Below are 20,317 nucleotides of genomic sequence, written 5' to 3'. Positions count from 1 at the left end.
GGGCAGGCGCCTTCGCGCGTGCCCCGGCCTCGGGTTCGTGCGCCCTGATTCAGGCAACCCTTGTACAAGAGGCAAACCATGAGTCAGATCAACGACCTTCCCCTCTCCGCCGTGGCGTCGACCGAAGCATCGCGCGGCCGGCGCATCGCCTTCGTGCAGGCGCAATGGCATTCGGACATCGTCCACCAGGCGCGCGACGCCTTCCTCGAAGAGATGCAGCGCCGGGGCGTGCCGCAGGACGGCATCGACATCTTCGACGTCCCCGGCGCCTTCGAGATTCCGCTGCATGCCAAGCGGCTCGCCAATTCGGGGCGCTATGCGGCCATCGTCGGCTGCGCGCTGGTGGTCGACGGCGGCATCTACCGCCACGAGTTCGTCGCCAGCACGGTTGTGCAGTCGCTGATGCAGGTGCAGCTCGAAACCGACGTGCCGGTCTTCTCGGCAGTGCTCACGCCGCACCACTTCCACGAGCACATCGAGCATCGCAAGTACTTCCACCGCCATTTCGCAGTCAAGGGCACCGAAGTGGCCGAGGCTTGCGTCAAGACTCTCGAAGGGCTGCGCCGCGTTGACGAACTGCTCGCCGCTTGAGTAGGCTTTGGCGATGAACACCGTCGCCAAGCCCTACACCCTCTACGGCGCGCCCGGTTCGGGCGCGACGCCCGTGCATGCGGCGCTCACGCTGATCGGCGCGCCCTGCACCATCGTCGATGTCGCGCCCTGGAAGAGCGAAGCCGAGCGAGACAAGCTGCTGCCGGTCAACGCGATGCGGCAGGCGCCGGTGCTGGTGCTGCCTTCGGGCGAGGTCATGACCGAGAGCGCCGCGATCCTGGTCTGGCTCGGCGACCGCCATCCGGATGCGGGTCTCGCCCCCGCCATCGACGATCCGCAGCGCGCGCAGTACCTGCGCTGGATGAGCTTCGTCTCCGCCGCGATCTATTCCTTGTTCTGGGTGCGCGATGTGCCATCGCGGCTGGCAGCCGATGCGGCGGCCGAAAAGGTGATCCTCGAACGCACGGAAGAACGCATCGCCGAATGCTGGCGTCTCATGGATGCGCAGATGCCGCGCGGCACGCCCTACCTGCTGGGCGACGCCATCGGCATGCTCGATCTCTACGTGACGGTGGCCTCGCGCTGGACGCCGCGGCGACGGCGCTTCTACCGCGAGGCGCCCCGCATGGCCGAGGTGGTTCGCCGCGTCGATGCCGAGCCGCGCCTGGCCGAGTTCTGGGCCGCGCGCTATCCCTTCGTCCCTGGCTGCGAGGCCGCAGAGTCCTGAGCCGCGTGGGGCCATCCAAGGGTTTGCGCTGACAAGATCCCGGTCAAACCCTGTTCCCGAGTCCCGTAAGAATTGCGTAAGATTCGCGGCCACGCCCCAACAGGACCCCCATGCTCGACATCGATTTGCCCGTGCCTGCTGCGGCGGTTCGCAGCCTTCTCGCCAACCACGGGATCGTCCCGGCGCTGGCCTTGCTCAACGACCGGACACTCTATCGATTCACGGCCATCTACAAACTGAGTGGCGAGGTGATGCATGCGGCGCACGCATTCGACCGCATTTCCGAATACCGAACCTGGCTGAAGGTGGTGCCGCTCGGCAGGAGCTTCTGCCAGTATGCGATCGAGCATGGCGAGTTCGTGACCAGCCATGCCTCCGCGGACCAGCGTCTGACGAGCCGCCCCTACGCCGGCTTCGTCGAGTCCTACTACGGCCAGTTGCTGACGCGCGCCGACGGCACGCCCTATGGCACCTTCATCCATTTCGATCTGGAGCCGCGCAGCATTCCAGCGGAGGAAGTCGCCTTCCTGCGCGAGGTGATCCCGCAGTTCATCGACTACCTGGGATGAACTAGGGCCTGTTAACGCTATTTGCGGGGTCGCGAAGGCCTGCCAGGGCGGGCCAATCAAGGCGCGCGACGCCGTGCGTGCGTCGGCACGCACAAGGAGCGCAACGCCGAGTGGCGCGCCCTGGCAGGCCTTCCCTCCGGGTTGCCCAGCCAAGGGGCCGTCTGCGGCGTTGCCCGCGCTTGCAAGGCGCAAGCCTTGCCGCGCGCGGGCGCCTTGCATCCAGCCCCTTGGCTGGGCAACGCGATCCCCGCAAATAGCGTTAACAGGCCCTAGCCGGTCCGCACCAGCAGCTCCGGCACCGAGGACGCCAGCAGCGCCACGCCCGACAGCGTCAGGAGTCCCAGCACGACCTGGCGAAAGCGCGCCTCGCTGATGCCGATGTAGAGCCGCGCACCGAGCAGCACCGGTACCAGCACCGCGACCGCGACGATGCCGAGGAAGGGCAGCGTCTGGACGCCGACGAGGCCCGTGCCCAGATAGAGCGAGAAGGCCACCACCAGCATCGAGAGATTGAAGTTCTGGATCACGGCCCGCTGCACGTCCTTCTCGAGGCCGCGCAGCGTGCACCAGAGCGTCGGGATCGCCCCGGTGAAGCCGCCGAGGCCGCCGCAGACGCCGCCGATCAATCCGATCACCGCATCGGCCGGCCGGCCGCCTGCGCTCACGCGCGGCAGATCGCGCGCCATCAGCATGGCCGGGCACCAGAGCACCAGCAGGCCGCCGAGACAGGCCTTGAACAGCGGCACGTCGAGCCGCGGCAGCAGCCACACGCCGATCGGCACGCCGACGAGACCGCCGAGGACGAAGGGCAGCAGCAGCGACCAGTTGAAGCCGCGGCGCACCGTGACCGCCGCAATCACCTGGCCGGCGAGCGCGCCGAAGGTCGCGAGCACCGCGGCCAACTTCGGATCCACCGTCCAGGCCCAGAAGGACATCGCGACCAGCCCGAACGCGAAGCCCGACAGGCCCTGCACGAATCCGGCCACGACCGCGCCGAACGCAACGATCAAGTAGAGCGACAAGAGCTCAGGCCGACGCGGGGACGAGGGCTTCGCGGCGCACGCGCCGCACATTGAGGGCGCTGGCGATCAGCACGGCCTGCACCACCGCGAGCCCGATGATCACGCTGGTGTACCGGCCATGGTCCATCAGCCGGCCGAAGATCAGCGGCGCCAGCGCCTGGCCGATGTCCAGGCCCGCGTAGACCACGCCGTAGACGCGGCCGGTCGCATTGGCCGGCGTCGAGCGCTTGACCAGCAGGTCGCGCGAAGGCCCCGCGATACCGGAGGCGAAGCCCATCGCGCCGAACATCACCGGCACCACGATGGGCGGGAAGTCGGCCAGCGCGAGCACCAGCGCCAGCACCGCGGCCGTGCCGAAGGCGGCGCCCACCACGCGCTCGCAGCGCGAGGGGTCGGACGCCAGGAAGCCGCCCACCACCATGCCGGCCGCGCTGGCCACCATGTAGATCGTGAGACACACAGCGACCAGCGCCACCGGCACCGCGTGCAGATGCCCGGCCGCCGCCGGCGCGAAGGTCTGCACCACGCTCAGCGCCATCGCATAGAAGAAGAAAAAGCCGAAGCACATCCAGACCGCCGGGATCTTGAGGAAGGCGAATTCGCCGGTCGGCGCCGCATCCGAGCCGGTCGCCTTGTGCACCGCCTTGACGTCGAGCGCGAGCACGCTGCGGTTCCACCACAACACCGCCAGCACCACCAGCGCCAGCGCGCCGGCCGAGGCCAGCGCCACGCGCCACGAGAACGCGATGGCCAGCGGCACCACGAAAGCCGGCGCCACCGCCCAGCCCAGGCTGCCGGTGATGCCGTGCACGCTATAGGCATGGCCCAGGCGCGTGGGCGCCACCTTGCGGTTGAACAGCGTGTAGTCGACCGGGTGGAACACGCCGTTGCCGATGCCCGCGACCACCGCGCTGGCGAGCAGCATCCAGTAGCTCTGCGCCAACGCATAGCCAAAAGCCGCGAGGGCCAGCAACCCGAGCCCCACGAACAGCACCGGCCGCGGGCCCAGCTTGTCGACCAGGAAGCCCGAGGCCGCCTGCACCACGCAAGAGACCACGAAGAACACGGTGAGCACCGCGCCGAGCTCGGTGTAGCTCACGTCGAAGGCGTCCTTCAGCCACGGAAACAGCGGCGGCAGCACGAGCTGGGCGAAATGGCTGATGGCATGCGCCAAGCCGACGAGGCCGATCAGCTTGGCGTCGGAGCGCAAGGTGGGCGTGGCGGCGGAAGCGGAGGATGAAGACATGAATTGCAACAAGAAACCGGAGCGGGCACCGATCGTATTCCCGGAGGTGACGGCAGAATGGCGATACAGAGACAACATTTGTCGAAATCATGCCGCCCCTTGCCGCCACGCCGATCTACAGCGTCGCCTCGCTCACGCCTCACCTCTATGCGCCCGACGCGCTGCGCCCGCTGCGCGCCAAGGAACATTTTCTGAAGGCCGACACCTTCGTCGAGCTGCATTCCCACCCGTGGCCGCAGCTGACCTTCTCGACGCGCGGCGTGATCCGCCTCAGCACCGAGGACGGCAGCTACATCGTGCCGCCCTCGCGCGCACTCTGGGTGCCGGCCGACATGCCGCACAGCGTCACCTTGATCGAAGACGCCGAGCTGCGCACCGTCTATCTGCACAGCTGGCTCGGGCCGGCCTGGGAGAAATGCGAGGTGCTGGAGATCAGTCCCTTGCTGCGCGCCCTGATGCTCGCGCTCGACACCACGCCCGACGGCCTGCCGCCGGCCGACCCGCACGCGGCGCAGCGCGAGCGCTGGATCGCGCCGCTTCTGGTCGACGAGCTCGAGCGCGCGACGCAGATCCGCATCGACGTGCCGCTGCCGGCCGACAAGCGCCTGCGCCAGTTGTGCGAGACGCTGCTGCGCAACCCGGCGAGCCGCGCCACGCTGGCCGAACGCGCCGAAGCCATCGGCGCCAGCGAGCGCACCGTGGCACGGCTGTTCCGCGACCAGCTCGGCATGAGCTGGCAGCAATGGCGCCAGCAGGCCGTGCTCGCGCATGCGCTGCCACTGCTCGCGCGCGGCATGGCCGTGAGCCAGGTGGCGTCGGCGAGCGGCTACGCGACCGACAGCGCCTTCTGCGCGATGTTCAAGGCCGCGACGGGGAAATCGCCGACGGCGTTCCAGCACAAGAAGAAGTAGCTGTCCGCGGGCACTGGGCCGTGCTTTCGTATCATCGGCAGGTGCACCCCGAACAACATTCAGCGCGCTGAAGGCATGGCCCTTCATCGCGACCAGCTCGTGCGCTGGCTTCCCTTCCTCGGCTGGCCTCGCCCGAGCCGCGCGCTGCTCACAGGCGAAGCGCTGGCCGGCATCACCGTGGCATTGATGGTGATCCCGCAGGGCGTGGCCTATGCGGCGCTGGCCGGGATGCCGCTGGTCACGGGAATCTACGCCTCGCTGCTGCCGGCCCTGATCGGCGTGATGTTCAGCGCGTCGACGCGGCTGTCGGTCGGACCGACCGCCTTGTCCAGCCTGCTGGTCGCGGCCTCGCTCGGCCCGCTGGCCATTCCGGGCAGCGCCGAATGGGTGGCGCTCGCGGTGTGGCTGTGCCTCATGTCGGGTGCGATCCAGCTGGTGCTCGGGCTCGGCGGTTTCGGCTGGGTGCTGCGGCTGGTCAATTCGCCGGTGCTGATGGGCTTCACGCAGGCGGCTTCGGTGCTGATCATCTTGTCTCAGCTGCCGGCGCTCTTCGGCTTCACCGGCCGCAGCATCGACCAGCTGCTGCACGGCGCGCCGCCCGATTTCCTGGCCATTGCCTTCGGGCTCGGCAGCATCGCGGCGCTGTGGCTCGCCAAGGAGCGCTGGCCGCGCTTCCCGGCTGCCATGGTGGTGGTGGGCGCGTGTGCGGCCATCAGCGCGGCCATCGGCTATGCGCTGCGCGGCGGCGCGGTGGTCGGCACCCTGCCCTCGGGGCTGCCGGCCTTCTACTGGCCCGGTCCGCTGCCGCTCGGCACCTTCGGCGCACTGCTGCTGCCGGCCTTGATGATCACGCTGGTGAGCTTTCTCGAGACGGCCTCGAGCGCCAAGGTCGACAACGCGCGGGCCGGCAAGCTCTGGAACGAGAACCAGGACCTGATCGGCCAGGGCCTGGCCAAGATCGCCTCCGGCCTCTCAGGCGCCTTCCCCACCAGTTCCTCGTTCTCGCGCTCGGCCATCAATCTCTACGCCGGCGCGCAGACCGGCTGGGCCACCGTGTTCTGCGTGCTGCTGATCGGCGCCGCGCTGCTGTGGGCGATGCCGCTGCTCTACCACGTGCCGCAGGCAGTGCTCGCGGCGATCGTGGTGGTCGCCATGCTGGGCCTGGTGCGGCCGGGGCAGTTCGTCGCGCTGTGGCGCATCTCGCGCGTCGAAGCGGTCACCGCGCTGGTCACCTTCGTGCTCACGATCGCGACCTCGCCCTCGATCTACTGGGGCGTGCTGGCCGGCCTCTTGATGAGCCTCAGCCACTACATGTACCGGCATTTGCATCCGCGCATCATCGAAGTCGGCCTGCATCCCGACGGCAGCCTGCGCGACCGCCACCTGTGGAACCTGCCGCCGCTCGCGCCGCAGCTGCACGCGATGCGCATGGATGCCGAGCTCGACTTCGCCACCGCGAGCACGCTGGAGCGCGCCATCACCGTCACGCTGGCGATGCGGCCCGAGCTCACCGACATCTGCCTGTTCGCGCAGCCGATCAACCGCATCGACGTGACCGGCGCGGAGGTGTTCGGCACGATCCGGCGGCTACTGGAATCCAAGGGCGTGCGGCTGCATCTGAGCGGCCTCAAGCTGCCGGCGCAGCAGGTGCTGGAACGCGCCGGGCTGCTGAGCCCAGGACCGATGCTCTTCGTCTACCGGACCGACAGCGACGCGCTGGCCGCGCTGGCCGATGCGTCCGTCCTGCAGCAGGAGCGCGCCGCATGAAGCTCCACATCCTCTCCGACCTGCACCTGAGCCGCGGCGTGCTGCCGCATCCGCAGACCGATGCCGATCTCGTCATCCTGGCCGGCGACATCGCGCGCCCGGCCGAAGCGCTGGCCTGGGCCGCGGGCTTCGACAAGCCGGTGCTCTATTGGCGGGCAACCACGAGTTCTACGGCGGAAGCATCCACGGCACGATGCGCGAGCTGAAGGCACGCGCTGCCGGAACGCGCATCCGCGTGCTCGACGACGAGGAAGTCGTGATCGACGGCGTGCGCTTCCTCGGCAGCACGCTGTGGACCGACTACCTCCTGTTCGGCGCGGGCGAGGCGCGCACGTCGGCAATGGCCCTGGCCGCCCAGTTCATGCGCGACTTCAGCCGCATCCGGTTGAACGAGGACTCGCCCGCCCTCTTCGCGCCGGCGGATGCAGCCGCATTGTTCCGGCGCCACGCGGCCTGGCTGGCCGACCGGCTGGCCGAGCCGCATGCGGGGCCGACCGTGGTCGTCACGCACCACGCACCTTCGCCGAAGAGCATCCATCCCCGCTTTGCCGGCTCGCCGATCAACGCCTCTTTCGTATCCGACCTGGAAGCGTTGATGCGCGGTGGTGGGCCCGAACTCTGGATCCACGGCCACACGCACGACAGCTTCGACTACCGTGTGAACAGCACGCGCGTGCTGTGCAACCCGCGCGGCTATGCGCGCGACGGGGTCGACGAGAACGCGCTGTTCGACCCGCTGCTCACGGTCGAGGTCGGCGGCGCGGCGGCGCTCAATCCTTCACCGGCCCACGCAGGCTCTTGATTTCCGAGCGCTGGCTCTTGCCCTCGAGCCGCCGCTGCTTCGCGCCATAGCTGGGCTTGGTCGGCCGGCGCACGCGCGGCGGCGTCGCGACGCTGTCGACCAGCTCCTGCAGCCGCGCCAGCGCGTCGGCGCGGTTCATGTCCTGGCTGCGGTGCTTCTGCGCCTTCAGCACCAGCACGCCTTCGTGCGTGATGCGGCTGTCGCGCAGCGCGAGCAGGCGTTCCTTGACGTCCTCGGGCAGCGAGCTCGCGGGGATGTCGTAGCGCAGGTGCACCGCGCTCGACACCTTGTTGACGTTCTGCCCGCCCGCGCCCTGCGCGCGGATGGCGCTGAACTCGACCTCCAGCGGGTCGACAAGGATGGGCAGGCGCGGCGCGGGCATCCGCTATTCTGGCCCGCCCGGCTGCTACACCGGCAGCACGTCGAGCTGGCCTGCGCCGGGCAAGGCATGCAGGCTCGCCGCAAGCCGTGCCGAATAGGAGCGGCTGAACACCGTGCTGACCTCCGTCCAGTCGCCCCTGGCTTCTGCCGGCGTGAGCGTAAGCACCAGGCAGCCGCGCTTGCTCGTCTCCGCATAGCGCAGATCCCTCACCAGCCTGGGAAACGCATCCGAGAGGACGGGACCGGAGATCAGCGGCAGCGCGCGCTCGAAACCCGGCGAGCTGACCGACGCCGTCGCGAACTCCACGCCGACGCGCTGGCCCGCGGCATCGGTCAGGTTGCTGGCCCACGCGTTGTGCGTATCGCCCGCCAGCGATACGAGGTTCTTGCCCAGCGAACGGGCCGTGACCAGAACCGATTCGCGCGCCGCGGGATAGCCGTCCCAGGCATCGAGGTTGTAGGGCACGCGGCGCTGGTTCAGCAAGGCGCGCTGGCTGTCGCTGCGCAGGGCCTCCGGCGTGGCCTGGGCGGCCAGGAATTCGGCCACCGTCTCGGGCGTGAATGCGCTTGCGATGGAGAGCGGTATTTCCATGCGCGCCATGAGCACCTGGTTCCCCAGCACCTGCCAGGTGGCGCCGGAAGCGGCCAGCCGGGCCGACAGCCAGTCCGATTGCTCGGCGCCCAGAAGCTGGCGCGACGCGCCCGCTGCCGCGCCGGCCAGATACTGATCGAGATCGACCTGCTGGTCTCGTCCGATCAGCCGGGTATCGAGCATGTGCAGCGATGCGAGCGTGCCGAAGTCGAAGGAGCGGTAGATCTTCAGCGGATTCGATGGGTCGGGCATGCGAACGGGAATCCATTCGCGATAGGCCTGCATCGCCGCCGCACGGCGCGCGGCAAAGCTGCCTTCCGTGGCCGGATCGTGGTTGACCGCGCCGCCGGACCACGCGTTGTCGGCCACGTCGTGGTCGTCCCACACAGCGATCACCGGCAGCTTCGCGTGGAATGCGATCAGGTCCGGGTCGGTGCGGTACTGCGCATGGCGGCGGCGGTAGTCGTCGAGGGTGATGAGTTCGTGAGGCGGTTTCGCTTCGCGATCGACCGTGAAGGCCAGCTCCGACCCGAAGCCCAGCAGCCCGAACTCGTAGATGTAGTCGCCCAGGTGCAGGGCCACGTCGATGTCCGTGCGCTTGGCCAGTTCGGCATACACATTGAAGTAGCCGGCCGGAAAGTTCGAACACGAGACCACGGCCAGCTTCAACTGCGACACATTGCCGACGGGCAAGGTCTTCGTGCGCCCCGTGGGCGACGGCTCCGATCCGAGATAGAAGCGGTAGTAGTAGACGCTCGCGGGCTGCAGGCCGGTGGCATCCACCTTGACGGTGTAGTCCTGCTCCGCTCCGGTGTTCGCCGTGCCGCGGGCCACGATGCCGCCGAAGTTGGGATCGCTCGCCACCTCCCAGCTCAGGTTGAGCGCGCCCGGGCTCGGCGACGTGACGCGCGTCCACAGGATGACACGGTCGGACAAGGGGTCGCCGCTTGCGACACCATGCGGGAAGAGGCTGCCCGTGCCGGCGGGGGGTGCACCGCCGCCGAAACCACCGCCACCATCGCCGCCTCCACCGCAACCGGACACACTGACGCCGCTGCCCACGAACATGGCGTACAGAACCGCGCTGCGGATGAAGGCGCGGCGCGAAGGCTCGGGCAACATGCCCTGCGAATCCGCCGCGGTTTCGGAGGCCTCGGTGCCCTGGGCTTTGCGCATGTCTCGCTCCTTGCCCGCTTTGATCGGCGGACGGTGGCTGGATTGGATGCGCAGGCAAGCGGCCACCGCGTAGGTGCGGATCAATCTGCGAGGTCGGCGAAGCGCTTACAACGAGTCACAGCCTGTTGCGAGTGCACACAGAGAACAGCGTCGCGCACTGTTTGACGCTGGCCCGCGACGGGTCCATATTCAACTCAGGAGGTGTGATGCCATGCCTGCCGTTCGCCCCGCCGCCGTCGCGGGGACCTTCTATCCCAGCGATGCGCTGCAGCTGCAGCGCGAGGTCGGCGATTGCCTTGCCGCCGCCGACAGCGCGGTCGCCGAATCTGCGCATCCACCGAAGCTGCTGATCGTTCCGCACGCCGGCTATGTGTATTCCGGCGCCGTCGCGGCCCAAGCCTATGCCCTGCTCGCACCGTGGCGCGATCGGATCACGCGTGTCGTGCTGATCGGTCCGGCCCATCGCTGCGCGGTGCGCGCGCTGGCGGCACCGGAAGCGGACGCCTTCGATACGCCGCTCGGCCGGATCGCGCTGGAACATGCGTCCCTGGCCCGGCTCGGCACCCCGCCGCAGGTCGTGCACGACGACTGGCCCCACGCCTTCGAGCATTCGCTGGAGGTGCAACTGCCGTTCCTGCAGATGGTGCTGGACAGCTTCGCGCTGGTCCCCCTGCTCGTCGGCAGTGCGAATCCCTCCGAGCTGGCGCAGGTTCTGGATCGGCTGTGGGGTGGGGACGAAACGCTGATCGTCGTCAGCTCAGACCTGTCGCACTACCTGCCGTATGCGCAGGCGCAGGCGCGTGACCGCGCAACGGTGCAGCGCATCCTCGCCTTCGACGGCGCCCTGGTTCCCGAGGAGGCCTGCGGCGCGCTGGCGATCAACGGTGCGCTGCAGGCGGCGCGCAGCCACGGCCTGCAGCCGCGCCTGCTGGACCTGCGCAATTCCGGCGACACCGCGGGCGACCGCCGCCGCGTGGTCGGCTACGCGGCGATCGCGTTCGAGGCGCCGCCATCATGAGCGCGAGCCATCCCGGGCGCTGGTGGCACAGGCTGGACGACGGGCGCATCCAGTGCGACCTGTGTCCGCGCGACTGCCGGCTGCACGAAGGCCAGCGCGGAATGTGCTTCGTGCGCCAGCGCATCGGCGACGAAATGGTGCTCGCGACCTACGGGCGCAGCTCCGGCTTCTGCCTCGATCCGATCGAGAAGAAGCCGCTGAATCATTTCCATCCCGGCTCCAGCGTGCTCTCCTTCGGCACCGCCGGCTGCAACCTGGCATGCAAGTTCTGCCAGAACTGGGACATCTCCAAGAGCCGCGAGATGGACCAGCTGATGGACGCCGCATCGCCGCAACGCGTCGCCGAGCTGGCGCGCCAGCGCGGCGCGCTGAGCGTGGCCTTCACCTACAACGACCCGGTGATCTTCGCCGAGTACGCGATGGACGCGGCCGATGCCTGCCATGCGCTGGGCGTGTTCAGCGTCGCCGTGACCGCGGGCTACATGCACGCCGCGCCGCGGCGCGAGTTCTACGCCAGGATGGATGCGGCCAATGTCGACCTCAAGGGTTTCACCGAAGCCTTCTATTTCCAGCAGACCGGCGCCCACTTGGCGCCGGTGCTCGACACGCTGCAGTACCTGCACCACGAGACGAGCTGCTGGTTCGAGATCACCACGCTGCTGATCCCCGGCCACAACGACAGCGATGCCGAGATCGAGGCGATGAGCCGCTGGATCGCCGATCACCTCGGGCCGGACGTGCCGCTGCACTTCACCGCCTTCCATCCGGACTACAAGATGATGGACGTGCCGCCGACGCCGCCAGCGACGCTGACGCGCGCCCGCGCCATCGCGCTCGCCAACGGGCTGCACCATGTCTACACCGGCAATGTCCACGACGTGGAAGGCGGGACCACTCGGTGCCCGCATTGCCGCGCGCCGCTGGTGCGCCGCGACTGGTACCTGGTGCTGGACTGCGAACTCGATGCGCGCGGCGAATGCCCGCACTGCGGCACGCCGATCGCCGGCCGCTTCGGCACCTTCGAACGCGGCTTCGGCCGTCGGCGCATCCCCGTGCGGGCAGCGCAATCCCTGCCGTCATAAAGGAGACCCCCATGAGCCTGACCCTCACTTCCACCGCGTTCGCACAAGACGGCGCGATACCGGCCATCCATACCTGCGAAGGCAAGGACGTGTCGCCGCCGCTGGCGTGGAGCGGCGCACCCGCGGCGACCCTGAGCTTCGCGCTCATCGTCGACGACCCGGATGCGCCCGATCCGGCGGCACCCAAGATGACATGGGTCCACTGGGTGCTCTACAACATCGGCGCGGAGGCCAGCGAGCTCGCCGAAGCGGTCGAGCCGGCCGCATTGCCGGCGGGCACGCGCCAGGGCGTCAACGATTGGGGCCGCACGGGCTATGGCGGGCCTTGCCCGCCCATCGGCCGACACCGCTACTTCCACAAGCTCTACGCGCTCGACGCCGTGCTGCCGGAACTCGAGCGTCCGGACAAGGCCGCGCTCGAGAAGGCGATGAAAGGACACGTGCTCGCGCAGGCGGAGCTGGTGGGGACGTACGAGAAGCGGCGATAGGTGTCGCCGCCCGCCCGCCTTATTCGCCGCGCGACGCCGGACGGGCTTCCACGTCAGTCACGCGGCCCGGATCGCGCAGGCGCACCGGGCTGTCGGCGGCCTGGCCGCGCGCTCGCGCCGCAGCCACGTCGGCCGCGGTGGGCTCGGCCGGGCGCGCTGCGGCCCGAAAGCGATCGAAGCCGTGGCGTGGGTCGAAGCGCATCACCCAGGGCTGGACCGGCTGCCCCGTGAGGCGTGCCCAGCCGTAGCGCAGGCCCCAGACCGCCGCCAGCAGCAGCACGGCGACTGCGAGGCTGGCCGCGAACAAGAGGCCCAAGAAGAACAGAACGAGGCGCAAAAGAAAGTTGAGCATCGAAGTTAGGCTACGGCCTCCAGGCTTTGTTCCCCGGCCTTGCGGAAGCTGAACTGCCCCGGCGCCTGGATCGGGTCGGTGGTGACGACGATCGTGTCCTTCGGGCCGAAGCTGCCGTCGAGCAGCAGCTTCGAGAGCGGGTTCTCGATGCGCTGCTGGATCGCGCGCTTGAGCGGCCGGGCGCCGAACACCGGATCGAAGCCGACCTTGGCGATCTCCGCCAGCGCTGGCGGCGACACCTCGAGCCCGAGGTCCATCTTGGCCAGGCGCTCCTGCAGCACCTTGAGCTGGATGGCCGCGATCGCCTCGATGTTCTTGGCGTCGAGCGCATGGAACACCACGGTCTCGTCGATGCGGTTCAGGAACTCGGGGCGGAAGTAGTTCTTCAGCTCGTCCCAGACCGCGTCCTTGATCTCTTCGTTCGACCGGCCCACCATCGCCTGGATGATCGGCGATCCGATGTTGCTGGTCATCACGATCACCGTGTTCTTGAAGTTCACGGTGCGGCCCTGGCCGTCGGTCAGGCGGCCGTCGTCGAGCACCTGCAGCAGGATGTTGAAGACGTCCGGATGCGCCTTCTCGACCTCGTCGAGCAGGAGCACGCTGTAAGGCTTGCGGCGCACCGCTTCGGTCAGGTGGCCGCCCTCCTCGTAGCCCACGTAGCCGGGCGGCGCACCGATCAGGCGGGCGACCGAATGCTTCTCCATGAACTCGCTCATGTCGACGCGGATCAGGTGGTCTTCGCTGTCGAACAGGAAGCCGGCGAGCGCCTTGCACAGCTCGGTCTTGCCCACGCCCGTGGGGCCGAGGAACAGGAAGGAGCCGGTCGGTCGGTTCGGGTCCGCGAGGCCCGAGCGCGAGCGGCGGATCGCGTTGGCAACCGCGCCGATGGCCTCGTCCTGGCCGACCACGCGCTCGTGCAGCTTCTCTTCCATCATGAGCAGCTTGTCGCGCTCGCCTTGCATGAGCTTGGCCACCGGAATGCCGGTGGCGCGCGCCACGACTTCGGCGATCTCCTCGGCGCCGACCTGCGTTCGCAGCAGCGTGGGCGCGCTGGACTTGCCCTTGCTGGCCTCGGTGTCCTGCGCTTCCTTCAGGCGTTTCTCCAGGCCCGGGAGCTTGCCGTACTGCAGCTCGGCGACCTTGTTGAAGTCGCCCTTGCTGGTGAACTCGGCGATCTGGAACTTGATCTTGTCGATCTCTTCGCGGATCTGCGCGCTGCCCTGGGCCTGCGCCTTCTCGGCCTGCCAGATCTCGTCGAGATCCGCGATTTCCTTCTGCAGGCGCTCGATCTCGCTCTCGATCAGCGCCAGCCGCTTCTGCGAGGCCTCGTCCTTCTCGCGGCGCACGGCCTCGCGCTCGATCTGCAGCTGGATCAGGCGGCGGTCGAGCCGGTCCATCACCTCGGGCTTGGAGTCCATCTCGATCTTGATCTTGGCCGCGGCCTCGTCGATCAGGTCGATGGCCTTGTCGGGCAGGAAGCGGTCGGTGACATAGCGGTCGGACAGCTCGGCCGCGGCGACGATGGCCGGGTCGGTGATGTCGACGCCGTGGTGCACTTCGTACTTTTCCTTCAGGCCACGCAGGATTGCAACCGTTGCCTCCACGCTGGGCTCGCCCACCAGGATCTTCTGGAACCGGCGCTCCAGCGCGGCATCCTTCTCGATGTACTTGCGGTATTCGTCGAGCGTGGTGGCGCCCACGCAATGCAGCTCGCCGCGCGCGAGCGCGGGCTTGAGCATGTTGCCGGCATCCATCGCGCCTTCGGCCTTGCCGGCGCCGACCATGGTGTGCAGCTCGTCGATGAAGACGATGGTCTGGCCCTCGTCCTTCGCGAGCTCGTTGAGCACGGTCTTCAGGCGCTCCTCGAATTCGCCGCGGTACTTGGCGCCGGCCAAGAGCGCCGCCATGTCGAGCGAGAGCACGCGCTTGCCCTTGAGCGACTCGGGCACCTCGCCGGCAACGATGCGCTGCGCCAGGCCTTCGACGATGGCGGTCTTGCCGACGCCGGGCTCGCCGATCAGCACGGGATTGTTCTTGGTGCGGCGTTGCAGCACCTGGATGGCGCGGCGGATTTCCTCGTCGCGGCCGATCACCGGGTCGAGCTTGCCGAGGCGGGCGCGCTCGGTGAGGTCCAGGCAGTATTTCTTGAGCGCTTCGCGCTGGCCCTCCGCATCGGCGCTGTTCACGCCCTGGCCGCCGCGTACGGCATCGATGGCGGCTTCGATCGATTTGCGTGTCACGCCGTGGCTGCGCGCCAGGTTGCCGATCTCGGCCTTGCTGTCGGCCAACGCGAGCAGGAAGAGCTCGCCGGCGATGAACTGGTCGTTGCGCTTAATGGCTTCCTTCTCCGTCGCCTGCAGCAGCTTGCCCAGCTCGGGGCCGACCTGAACCTGGTCATGGCCCTGCACCTGCGGCAGCTTCTTGATCGCCGCTTCGGCGGCCTGCAAGAGGCCCGGCACGTTGGTGCCGGCGCGTTCCAGCAAGGCCCGCGGGCCGTCGTCCTGGCGCAGCATGGCGACCAGCAGGTGGACCGGTTCGATGTAGGGGTTGTCGTTGCCGAGAGCGAGCGATTGCGCGTCGGCGAGGGCTTCCTGGAATTTGGTTGTGAGTTTGTCTTGGCGCATGAATGACTCCGATTCCCCGGCATGTAGGGATGTATGGCACGAAATTCAAGCCAGAGGCGTCGGTCGAAGCCGCGTCGGCGCCACTCGTACAGAATAGCCATTCGCGGCGCGGGCACGCCAGTTGCTCGCTTGTTTCGCCCTGTTGTTCATCAATCATCTGGAGTTGCTCATGTTCTGTTCAAGGTGGATTGCCGCTTCCGCGCCGCGCCGGGTCTTCGCACTCGGGCTGCTGGCCGCGATCGCGGGCTTTTCTGGCTTCGCGCAGGCGCAGCAGGGCACGCCGATCAAGCTGTTGGTCGGCTTTCCTGCCGGCGCCGGCAGCGATGCGATCGCCCGCACGCTGGCAGAGAAGCTCAAGGACCAGTTGGGCGCTCCGGTGGTGGTCGAGAACCGCGCGGGTGCCGGCGGCCAGATCGCCGCGCAGGCCCTCAAGGCCGCCGCGCCGGACGGCCATACGCTGTTCCTCTCGCATGACCACAGCATTTCGATCCTGCCGCAGGTGGTGAAGAACGCGGGTTTCAATCCGGCCACCGATTTCGTGCCGGTCGCCGGCTTCGCGACCTTCGCTAACGTGCTCGCGGTATCGGGCGGGACGCCGGCGAAGAACCTGGACGAGTACCTCAAATGGGTGCGCACCCAGCGCGGCGGCAAGGACACCATCGGCGTTCCGGCGCCGGCCTCGATCCCCGAGTTCCTGGTGAAGATGATCGGCGCCAAATACAAGATCGACGTGCAGTCGGCACCCTACCGCGGCAGCGCGCCGATGACGGCCGACATGCTGGGCAACCAGATCAGCGCCGGCATCGCTTCGGTGCCCGACTTCATCGAGAACCACCGGGCCGGCAAGGTGCGTATCGTGGCCACCATCGGCAGCAAGCGCCAGGCGCTGCTGCCGCAGGTACCGACCTTCACCGAACTCGGCTTCGCCAACCTGGAAGACCTGCCCTACTACGGCGTGTTCGCGCCCGTCGGCACGCCGCAGCCGGTGATCGATCGCTTCGGCGATGCCCTGGCCAAGGTGCTGGCCATGCCCGACGTGAAGCAGAAGCTCACCACCATGGGGTTGACGGTCGCCTACGAGCCGCAAGGCCAGTTCGCCGGCCGCGTACGCAGCTATACGCAGACCTGGCAAGGCATCATCAAGGCCAGCGGCTTCACACCTCAATAGTGTTGGCCCCCCGGCTTTTCACGCCGCTTTGCGGCGTGTAACTCCACCCCCCAAGGGGGAGGCGCGGCTCGCCTTGGGGCGGCCCGGCGGCGGCCGCATGACTCAAGCGTTGCTGGCGCTGATGCCCCAGCGCGCCAGCGCCGCGTCGTCGGCCACCCGCGCGTCGACCCAACGTGCGCCCTCGGGCGTCTGTTCCTTCTTCCAGAACGGCGCCTGCGTCTTGAGATAGTCCATCAGGAATTCGCAGGCCTGAAAGCTTTGGCCCCGATGGGCCGAGATCACGGCCACCATCATGATCTGGTCGAGCGGCTGCAGAAGGCCCACGCGATGGATCACGCGCGCGCCGAGGATGTCGAAGCGGCGATGCGCCTCGTCGATCATGGCTTCGATGGACTTCTCGGTCATTCCGGGGTAGTGCTCGAGCTCCATTGAAGTGATCGCAACGTCGCCATCTTTCGCCGCCGGGCCGCCCCCAGGCGAAAGAGCCCCCTCGGGGGGCAGCGAGGACACGCCAGTGCCGAGCGTGGGGGCCACATTCCGGTCGCGCACGGTGCCGACGAAGCTGCAGATCGCGCCGATTCGTTTGTCGTCGCTGCGCAACGCGGCGATCTCGTGCGCGAGATCGAAATCGGCTGTCTGAATGAAAACGCGTGGGCTGCCCATGGCCGGATTGTGGCACCGCGTTAGACTGCGTCGATGCCTCCCCGCGCCTTGCCCCACTGCCGTGCTTCGCTCGAAGCGATGGCCGCGGTGCGCGCGGGCGGCCAAGCCAAAAAACCAGAGCTCGTCTGACCGGAGCTTCGGTTCCGTCGTCGGATGAGCGACGGAACTGCAAGGCTCCAGCCGAAGCTGTTTTCTCCTGTGCGCGCATCCGATGGCGGTTCTTCCATCGGTCGATCCCTGAAGGACATCTGCGTGCACCCCTCTTCTTCCATCCCTGATTTCTCGGGCCTCTGGATCCCGCTCGTGACACCGTTTCGCGAGGACGGCGCGATCGACCATACGGCACTCGCCGCGCTGGCCGAGCAGCTCGCATCCACCGGCATCGCCGGCTTCGTGGTCTGCGGCTCGACCGGCGAGGCGGCGGCGCTCGACGGCGACGAGCAGCTCGCGGCGCTGACCACCGTCTCGAAGGCCGCGCCCGCACTGCCGCGCATCATGGGCATCTCGGGCTACCACCTCGGCAAGACCTTGGACTGGGTGCTCCGGCTGAACGATTGCGAACTGGCCGGGCTGTTGGTGCCGGCGCCGAGCTACATCCGACCCTCGCAGGCGGGCCTCATCGGATGGTTCGGCGCCATCGCCGAAGCCAGCGCCGTGCCGCTCCTGGTGTACGACATCCCGTACCGCACCGGCGCCACGATCACGCGCGAGACGCTGCTCTCGCTCGCAACCCATCCGCGCATCCGCGCCATCAAGGACTGCGGCGGCGACATGGCCAAGACGCGGGCGCTGATCGCCGACGGCCGCCTGCAGGTGCTGGCCGGCGAGGACGCGCAGCTCTTCGGCACGCTGGCCGAGGGCGGCGCGGGCGCCATTGCCGCCAGTGCGCATCTGCAGACCGCGCGTTTCGTGCAGGTCATGCAGTTGCTTCGCGAAGGGCGGCTGGCCGAAGCGCGGGCGCAATGGCAACCGTTGCTGCCCCTGATCGAAGCGCTGTTCGCCGAGCCGAATCCCGGACCGCTGAAGGCCGTGCTCGCCAACGAAGGATGGATGCAGGACGAACTGCGCGCGCCGATGACGCGTGCCGGAAGCGAACTGCGCGAGCAGCTGTTCCGAACGCAGGCCGCGCTCAGCCGCCGGTGACCGGCGGGAAGAAGGCCACTTCCTGTCCTTCGCGCAGCGCAGCACTCTCGGCGCTCATGACCTGGTCGAGCGCCATGCGCACGGCCTTGCCGCGGGCCAGCGCGCTCGCATGCGGCTCGCCGCGCGCGATCAGTTCGTCGCGCAGCGCGGCCAGATCGGACGCGCCGGTCTCGACGGTCTCGCTGCCGGTTCCCAGTGCCTCGCGCACCGAGGCGAAGTAACGCACGGTGACTTTCATGTTCAGGCCAGGAGCGACGCGAAGGGAATGAACTGCACCATATCGCCGGACTTGAAAGGCTGGCCCGCCGGCGTGTCGATCACGCCGTCGCCCCAGACCATCGAGGTCAGCACGCCGGAGCTCTGGTTGGCGAACAGGTCGAGCCCGCCCGCGGCATTGCGCCGTGCGCGCAGGAACTCGCGGCGCCGGTCGGCGCGCGGCCAGTCGAAATCGGCACGCATCGGTACCCGCGCGGGCGCGACGCGCGTTGCGCCCTGCAGCGTCAACAAAAAGGGGCGCACGAGGAGCAGGAAGGTCAGGAAGCTCGACACCGGATTGCCGGGCAGCCCGGTGAGGTGCGCATGGCCGATGCGGCCGTAGGCGAAGGGCTTGCCCGGCTTCATCGAGAGCGACCACAGGTCGAGCTGGCCGAGTGCCCGCACGGCCGCCTTGATGTGGTCTTCCTCGCCGACCGATACGCCGCCGGTGGTGATGATCAGGTCGCTGCGAAGCGATGCGCCGCGCAAGGCCTCGATGGTCGCATCGCGCTGGTCGGGCACGATGCCCAGGTCGGTGACCTCACAGCCGAGCCGCTGCAGCAGCGCCCGCATGAAGAAGCGGTTGGAGTTGTAGATCGAGCCAGGCTTCATCGCCTCGGGCGTCACTTCGCCGGGCATCACGAGTTCGTCGCCGGTCGACAGCAGCGTGACGCGCGGGCGCTTCGCCACCAGCAGCCGGTCGAGGCCGACGCTGGCGGCCAGTCCCAGCCCTGCGGGCGTGAGGCGCTCGCCCTTGGACAGCACCACGTCGCCGGCCGCCACATCTTCGCCGGCGCCGCGAATCCACTGGCCCGCGGCGGGCACGACCTCGATGCGCACGCTTCCGAGTCTGTCTTCCCCGGGCAGCGCGCTCGTGTCTTCCTGCATCACGACCGCGTCGGCGCCTTCGGGGATCTGCGCACCGGTAAAGATGCGCGCTGCAGTGCCGGCGGCAAGCGCCGTGCCCACGCTGCCGGCCGGAATGCGCTGCGCCACCCGCAGCACGGCGCCGGGCGCCGCGCAATCGGCGACGCGCAGCGCATAGCCGTCCATCGAGCTGTTGTCGCGCGGCGGCACGGTGAGCGCCGACACCACATCCTGCGCGAGCACGCGGCCGTCGACTTCGAAGGTGGAGACGCTTTCGATGCCGACCTGCGGCGTGGCGGCGGCGAGCAGGCGTGCGAGCGCCTCGTCGAGCGGCATCAGGGGGGGGCGGGCGGATGGATCAGCCATGGCGTTCCATCTTGTACTCGAAACGCCCCGCGTTCTGCAGCAGCCAGTCGCCGATGCCATCGACGTCGTTCAGGTCGAAGATCGGCAGGTCGGTGGCGGTCGGCAGCAGTTCCGGCGTGTCGGTCGCGATCGCGACGATGTGCGCGTCCTCGGCGTAGCGCGCCGGGCGGGCCGCCTCGCCCTCCCCCGGCTCGCGCCAGATCTCGATCTTGAACAGGTCGCTGTGCTTGAAGCCTTCGACCAGGACCCAGTCGACGCCATCATCGAGTTCAGCCACCAGATCGTGCACGCCGAGCTGCGTCGGCCGCTCGAACTCGCGGATCAACGCAAGGCGCTTGTCCGAAGCGACCACCACTTCGAAGGCGCCGGCTTCGCGATGCCGATGGGTGTCCTTGCCCGGATGGTCGATGTCGAACTTGTGATGGGCATGCTTGACCACCGAAACGCGCTGGCCGTGCAGCTTGAGAACGGGGATCAGGCGCTCGACCAGCGTGGTCTTGCCCGCGCCCGAGAAGCCGGCGAAGCCGATGACTTTCATGCGCC

Annotated in this window: 22 protein-coding genes; 12 read left to right on the top strand and 10 right to left on the bottom strand. The window is 68.5% G+C overall.

All coding sequences use genetic code 11. The features are described from left to right. Positions 1-78 precede the first annotated feature (78 nt). From EJI01_RS07795 to EJI01_RS07785, 3 genes are all read left to right on the top strand, one after another. Positions 79-591, top strand: a complete 513-nt coding sequence (locus tag EJI01_RS07795; protein ID WP_126836523.1) for a 6,7-dimethyl-8-ribityllumazine synthase — start codon at positions 79-81, stop codon at positions 589-591. A gap of 13 nt (positions 592-604) precedes the next feature. After that, a complete protein-coding gene (locus tag EJI01_RS07790; RefSeq protein WP_126836522.1) occupies positions 605-1,279 on the top strand; it encodes a glutathione S-transferase family protein in 675 nt (224 codons plus the stop codon). Between the two features lie 110 nt (positions 1,280-1,389). Next, positions 1,390-1,848, top strand: coding sequence for a hypothetical protein (locus EJI01_RS07785; RefSeq protein ID WP_126836521.1), 459 nt, complete (start codon positions 1,390-1,392; stop codon positions 1,846-1,848). 269 nt (positions 1,849-2,117) lie between these two features. Here the strand turns inward: EJI01_RS07785 and EJI01_RS07780 are convergent, their stop codons facing one another. Both EJI01_RS07780 and EJI01_RS07775 read right to left on the bottom strand, forming a co-directional pair. Continuing rightward, a complete protein-coding gene (locus tag EJI01_RS07780) occupies positions 2,118-2,870 on the bottom strand; it encodes a sulfite exporter TauE/SafE family protein (protein WP_409513936.1) in 753 nt (250 codons plus the stop codon). Between the two features lie 4 nt (positions 2,871-2,874). Then, on the bottom strand, positions 2,875-4,116 hold the full coding sequence (locus EJI01_RS07775) for an MFS transporter (protein ID WP_126836519.1): 1,242 nt from the start codon (positions 4,114-4,116) through the stop codon (positions 2,875-2,877). Between the two features lie 89 nt (positions 4,117-4,205). Here EJI01_RS07775 and EJI01_RS07770 point away from each other — a divergent pair, with 89 nt between their 5' ends. From EJI01_RS07770 to EJI01_RS07760, 4 genes are all read left to right on the top strand, one after another. Then, positions 4,206-5,027: an AraC family transcriptional regulator gene (locus tag EJI01_RS07770; protein ID WP_126836518.1), complete on the top strand. Its 822-nt coding sequence runs from the start codon at positions 4,206-4,208 to the stop codon at positions 5,025-5,027. Positions 5,028-5,102: 75 nt separating this feature from the next. Beyond that, positions 5,103-6,794, top strand: a complete 1,692-nt coding sequence (locus tag EJI01_RS07765) for a SulP family inorganic anion transporter (RefSeq protein ID WP_126836517.1) — start codon at positions 5,103-5,105, stop codon at positions 6,792-6,794. After that, positions 6,791-7,000 (top strand): hypothetical protein, encoded by a 210-nt coding sequence (locus tag EJI01_RS29595; protein WP_312846040.1) that lies wholly within the window; start codon positions 6,791-6,793, stop codon positions 6,998-7,000. Before EJI01_RS07765 ends, EJI01_RS29595 begins: the two co-directional genes overlap by 4 nt. Next, positions 6,943-7,596 carry a metallophosphoesterase gene (locus tag EJI01_RS07760; protein WP_312846039.1) on the top strand — a complete coding sequence of 218 codons (654 nt, stop codon included), beginning with the start codon at positions 6,943-6,945 and terminating at the stop codon, positions 7,594-7,596. Before EJI01_RS29595 ends, EJI01_RS07760 begins: the two co-directional genes overlap by 58 nt. Here EJI01_RS07760 and arfB read toward each other — a convergent pair. Continuing rightward, positions 7,565-7,978, bottom strand: a complete 414-nt coding sequence (gene arfB, locus EJI01_RS07755) for an alternative ribosome rescue aminoacyl-tRNA hydrolase ArfB (protein WP_126836516.1) — start codon at positions 7,976-7,978, stop codon at positions 7,565-7,567. The genes EJI01_RS07760 and arfB overlap by 32 nt on opposite strands. Before the next feature lie 24 nt (positions 7,979-8,002). Continuing rightward, positions 8,003-9,745 (bottom strand): alkaline phosphatase D family protein, encoded by a 1,743-nt coding sequence (locus EJI01_RS07750; RefSeq protein WP_126836515.1) that lies wholly within the window; start codon positions 9,743-9,745, stop codon positions 8,003-8,005. A gap of 211 nt (positions 9,746-9,956) precedes the next feature. Between EJI01_RS07750 and amrB the strand changes: the two genes are divergently transcribed. From amrB to EJI01_RS07735, 3 genes are read left to right on the top strand one after another with little or no spacing between them, the layout of a single operon-like run. Continuing rightward, a complete protein-coding gene (amrB, locus tag EJI01_RS07745) occupies positions 9,957-10,763 on the top strand; it encodes an AmmeMemoRadiSam system protein B (RefSeq protein WP_126836514.1) in 807 nt (268 codons plus the stop codon). After that, positions 10,760-11,845 (top strand): AmmeMemoRadiSam system radical SAM enzyme, encoded by a 1,086-nt coding sequence (gene amrS, locus EJI01_RS07740; RefSeq protein ID WP_126836513.1) that lies wholly within the window; start codon positions 10,760-10,762, stop codon positions 11,843-11,845. The genes amrB and amrS overlap by 4 nt, the downstream gene beginning before the upstream one ends. 11 nt (positions 11,846-11,856) lie before the next feature. Next, on the top strand, positions 11,857-12,333 hold the full coding sequence (locus tag EJI01_RS07735) for a YbhB/YbcL family Raf kinase inhibitor-like protein (RefSeq protein WP_126836512.1): 477 nt from the start codon (positions 11,857-11,859) through the stop codon (positions 12,331-12,333). Positions 12,334-12,352: 19 nt separating this feature from the next. On the opposite strand, the gene EJI01_RS07730 is transcribed toward EJI01_RS07735, so the two are convergent. Then, on the bottom strand, positions 12,353-12,685 hold the full coding sequence (locus EJI01_RS07730; protein WP_126836511.1) for a hypothetical protein: 333 nt from the start codon (positions 12,683-12,685) through the stop codon (positions 12,353-12,355). Positions 12,686-12,690: 5 nt separating this feature from the next. After that, positions 12,691-15,312 (bottom strand): ATP-dependent chaperone ClpB, encoded by a 2,622-nt coding sequence (gene clpB, locus EJI01_RS07725; protein ID WP_126836510.1) that lies wholly within the window; start codon positions 15,310-15,312, stop codon positions 12,691-12,693. A 169-nt stretch (positions 15,313-15,481) separates the two neighbouring features. On the opposite strand from clpB, the gene EJI01_RS07720 reads away from it, so the two are divergent. Beyond that, positions 15,482-16,480 (top strand): Bug family tripartite tricarboxylate transporter substrate binding protein, encoded by a 999-nt coding sequence (locus tag EJI01_RS07720; RefSeq protein ID WP_126836509.1) that lies wholly within the window; start codon positions 15,482-15,484, stop codon positions 16,478-16,480. 102 nt (positions 16,481-16,582) lie between these two features. On the opposite strand, the gene EJI01_RS07715 is transcribed toward EJI01_RS07720, so the two are convergent. Further along, complete coding sequence (locus tag EJI01_RS07715) at positions 16,583-17,143, bottom strand: molybdenum cofactor biosynthesis protein MoaE (protein ID WP_126836508.1); 561 nt, start codon at positions 17,141-17,143, stop codon at positions 16,583-16,585. 153 nt (positions 17,144-17,296) lie between these two features. On the opposite strand from EJI01_RS07715, the gene dapA reads away from it, so the two are divergent. Beyond that, positions 17,297-18,286, top strand: coding sequence for a 4-hydroxy-tetrahydrodipicolinate synthase (gene dapA / locus EJI01_RS07710; protein WP_126836507.1), 990 nt, complete (start codon positions 17,297-17,299; stop codon positions 18,284-18,286). Here the strand turns inward: dapA and moaD are convergent. Genes moaD through mobB form a run of 3 tightly spaced genes read right to left on the bottom strand, consistent with a single transcriptional unit; the run spans position 18,273 to position 20,312 of the window. After that, a complete protein-coding gene (gene moaD, locus EJI01_RS07705; protein WP_126836506.1) occupies positions 18,273-18,524 on the bottom strand; it encodes a molybdopterin converting factor subunit 1 in 252 nt (83 codons plus the stop codon). The two genes, dapA and moaD, sit on opposite strands and share 14 nt — an antisense overlap. 2 nt (positions 18,525-18,526) lie before the next feature. Continuing rightward, the gene (glp, locus tag EJI01_RS07700; protein WP_260602367.1) at positions 18,527-19,774 is read right to left on the bottom strand and encodes a gephyrin-like molybdotransferase Glp; all 1,248 of its coding nucleotides are present in this window, start codon (positions 19,772-19,774) and stop codon (positions 18,527-18,529) included. Next, entirely contained in the window at positions 19,767-20,312 is a 546-nt protein-coding gene (mobB, locus tag EJI01_RS07695) for a molybdopterin-guanine dinucleotide biosynthesis protein B (protein WP_126836505.1), read from the bottom strand. Before mobB ends, glp begins: the two co-directional genes overlap by 8 nt. Positions 20,313-20,317 lie beyond the last annotated feature (5 nt).

Source organism: Variovorax sp. MHTC-1, from assembly GCF_003984645.1.
Lineage (GTDB): Bacteria > Pseudomonadota > Gammaproteobacteria > Burkholderiales > Burkholderiaceae_C > Variovorax.
Note: the sequence above shows the minus strand (reverse complement) of the source record. Positions and strands in the feature narration are given on the sequence as shown.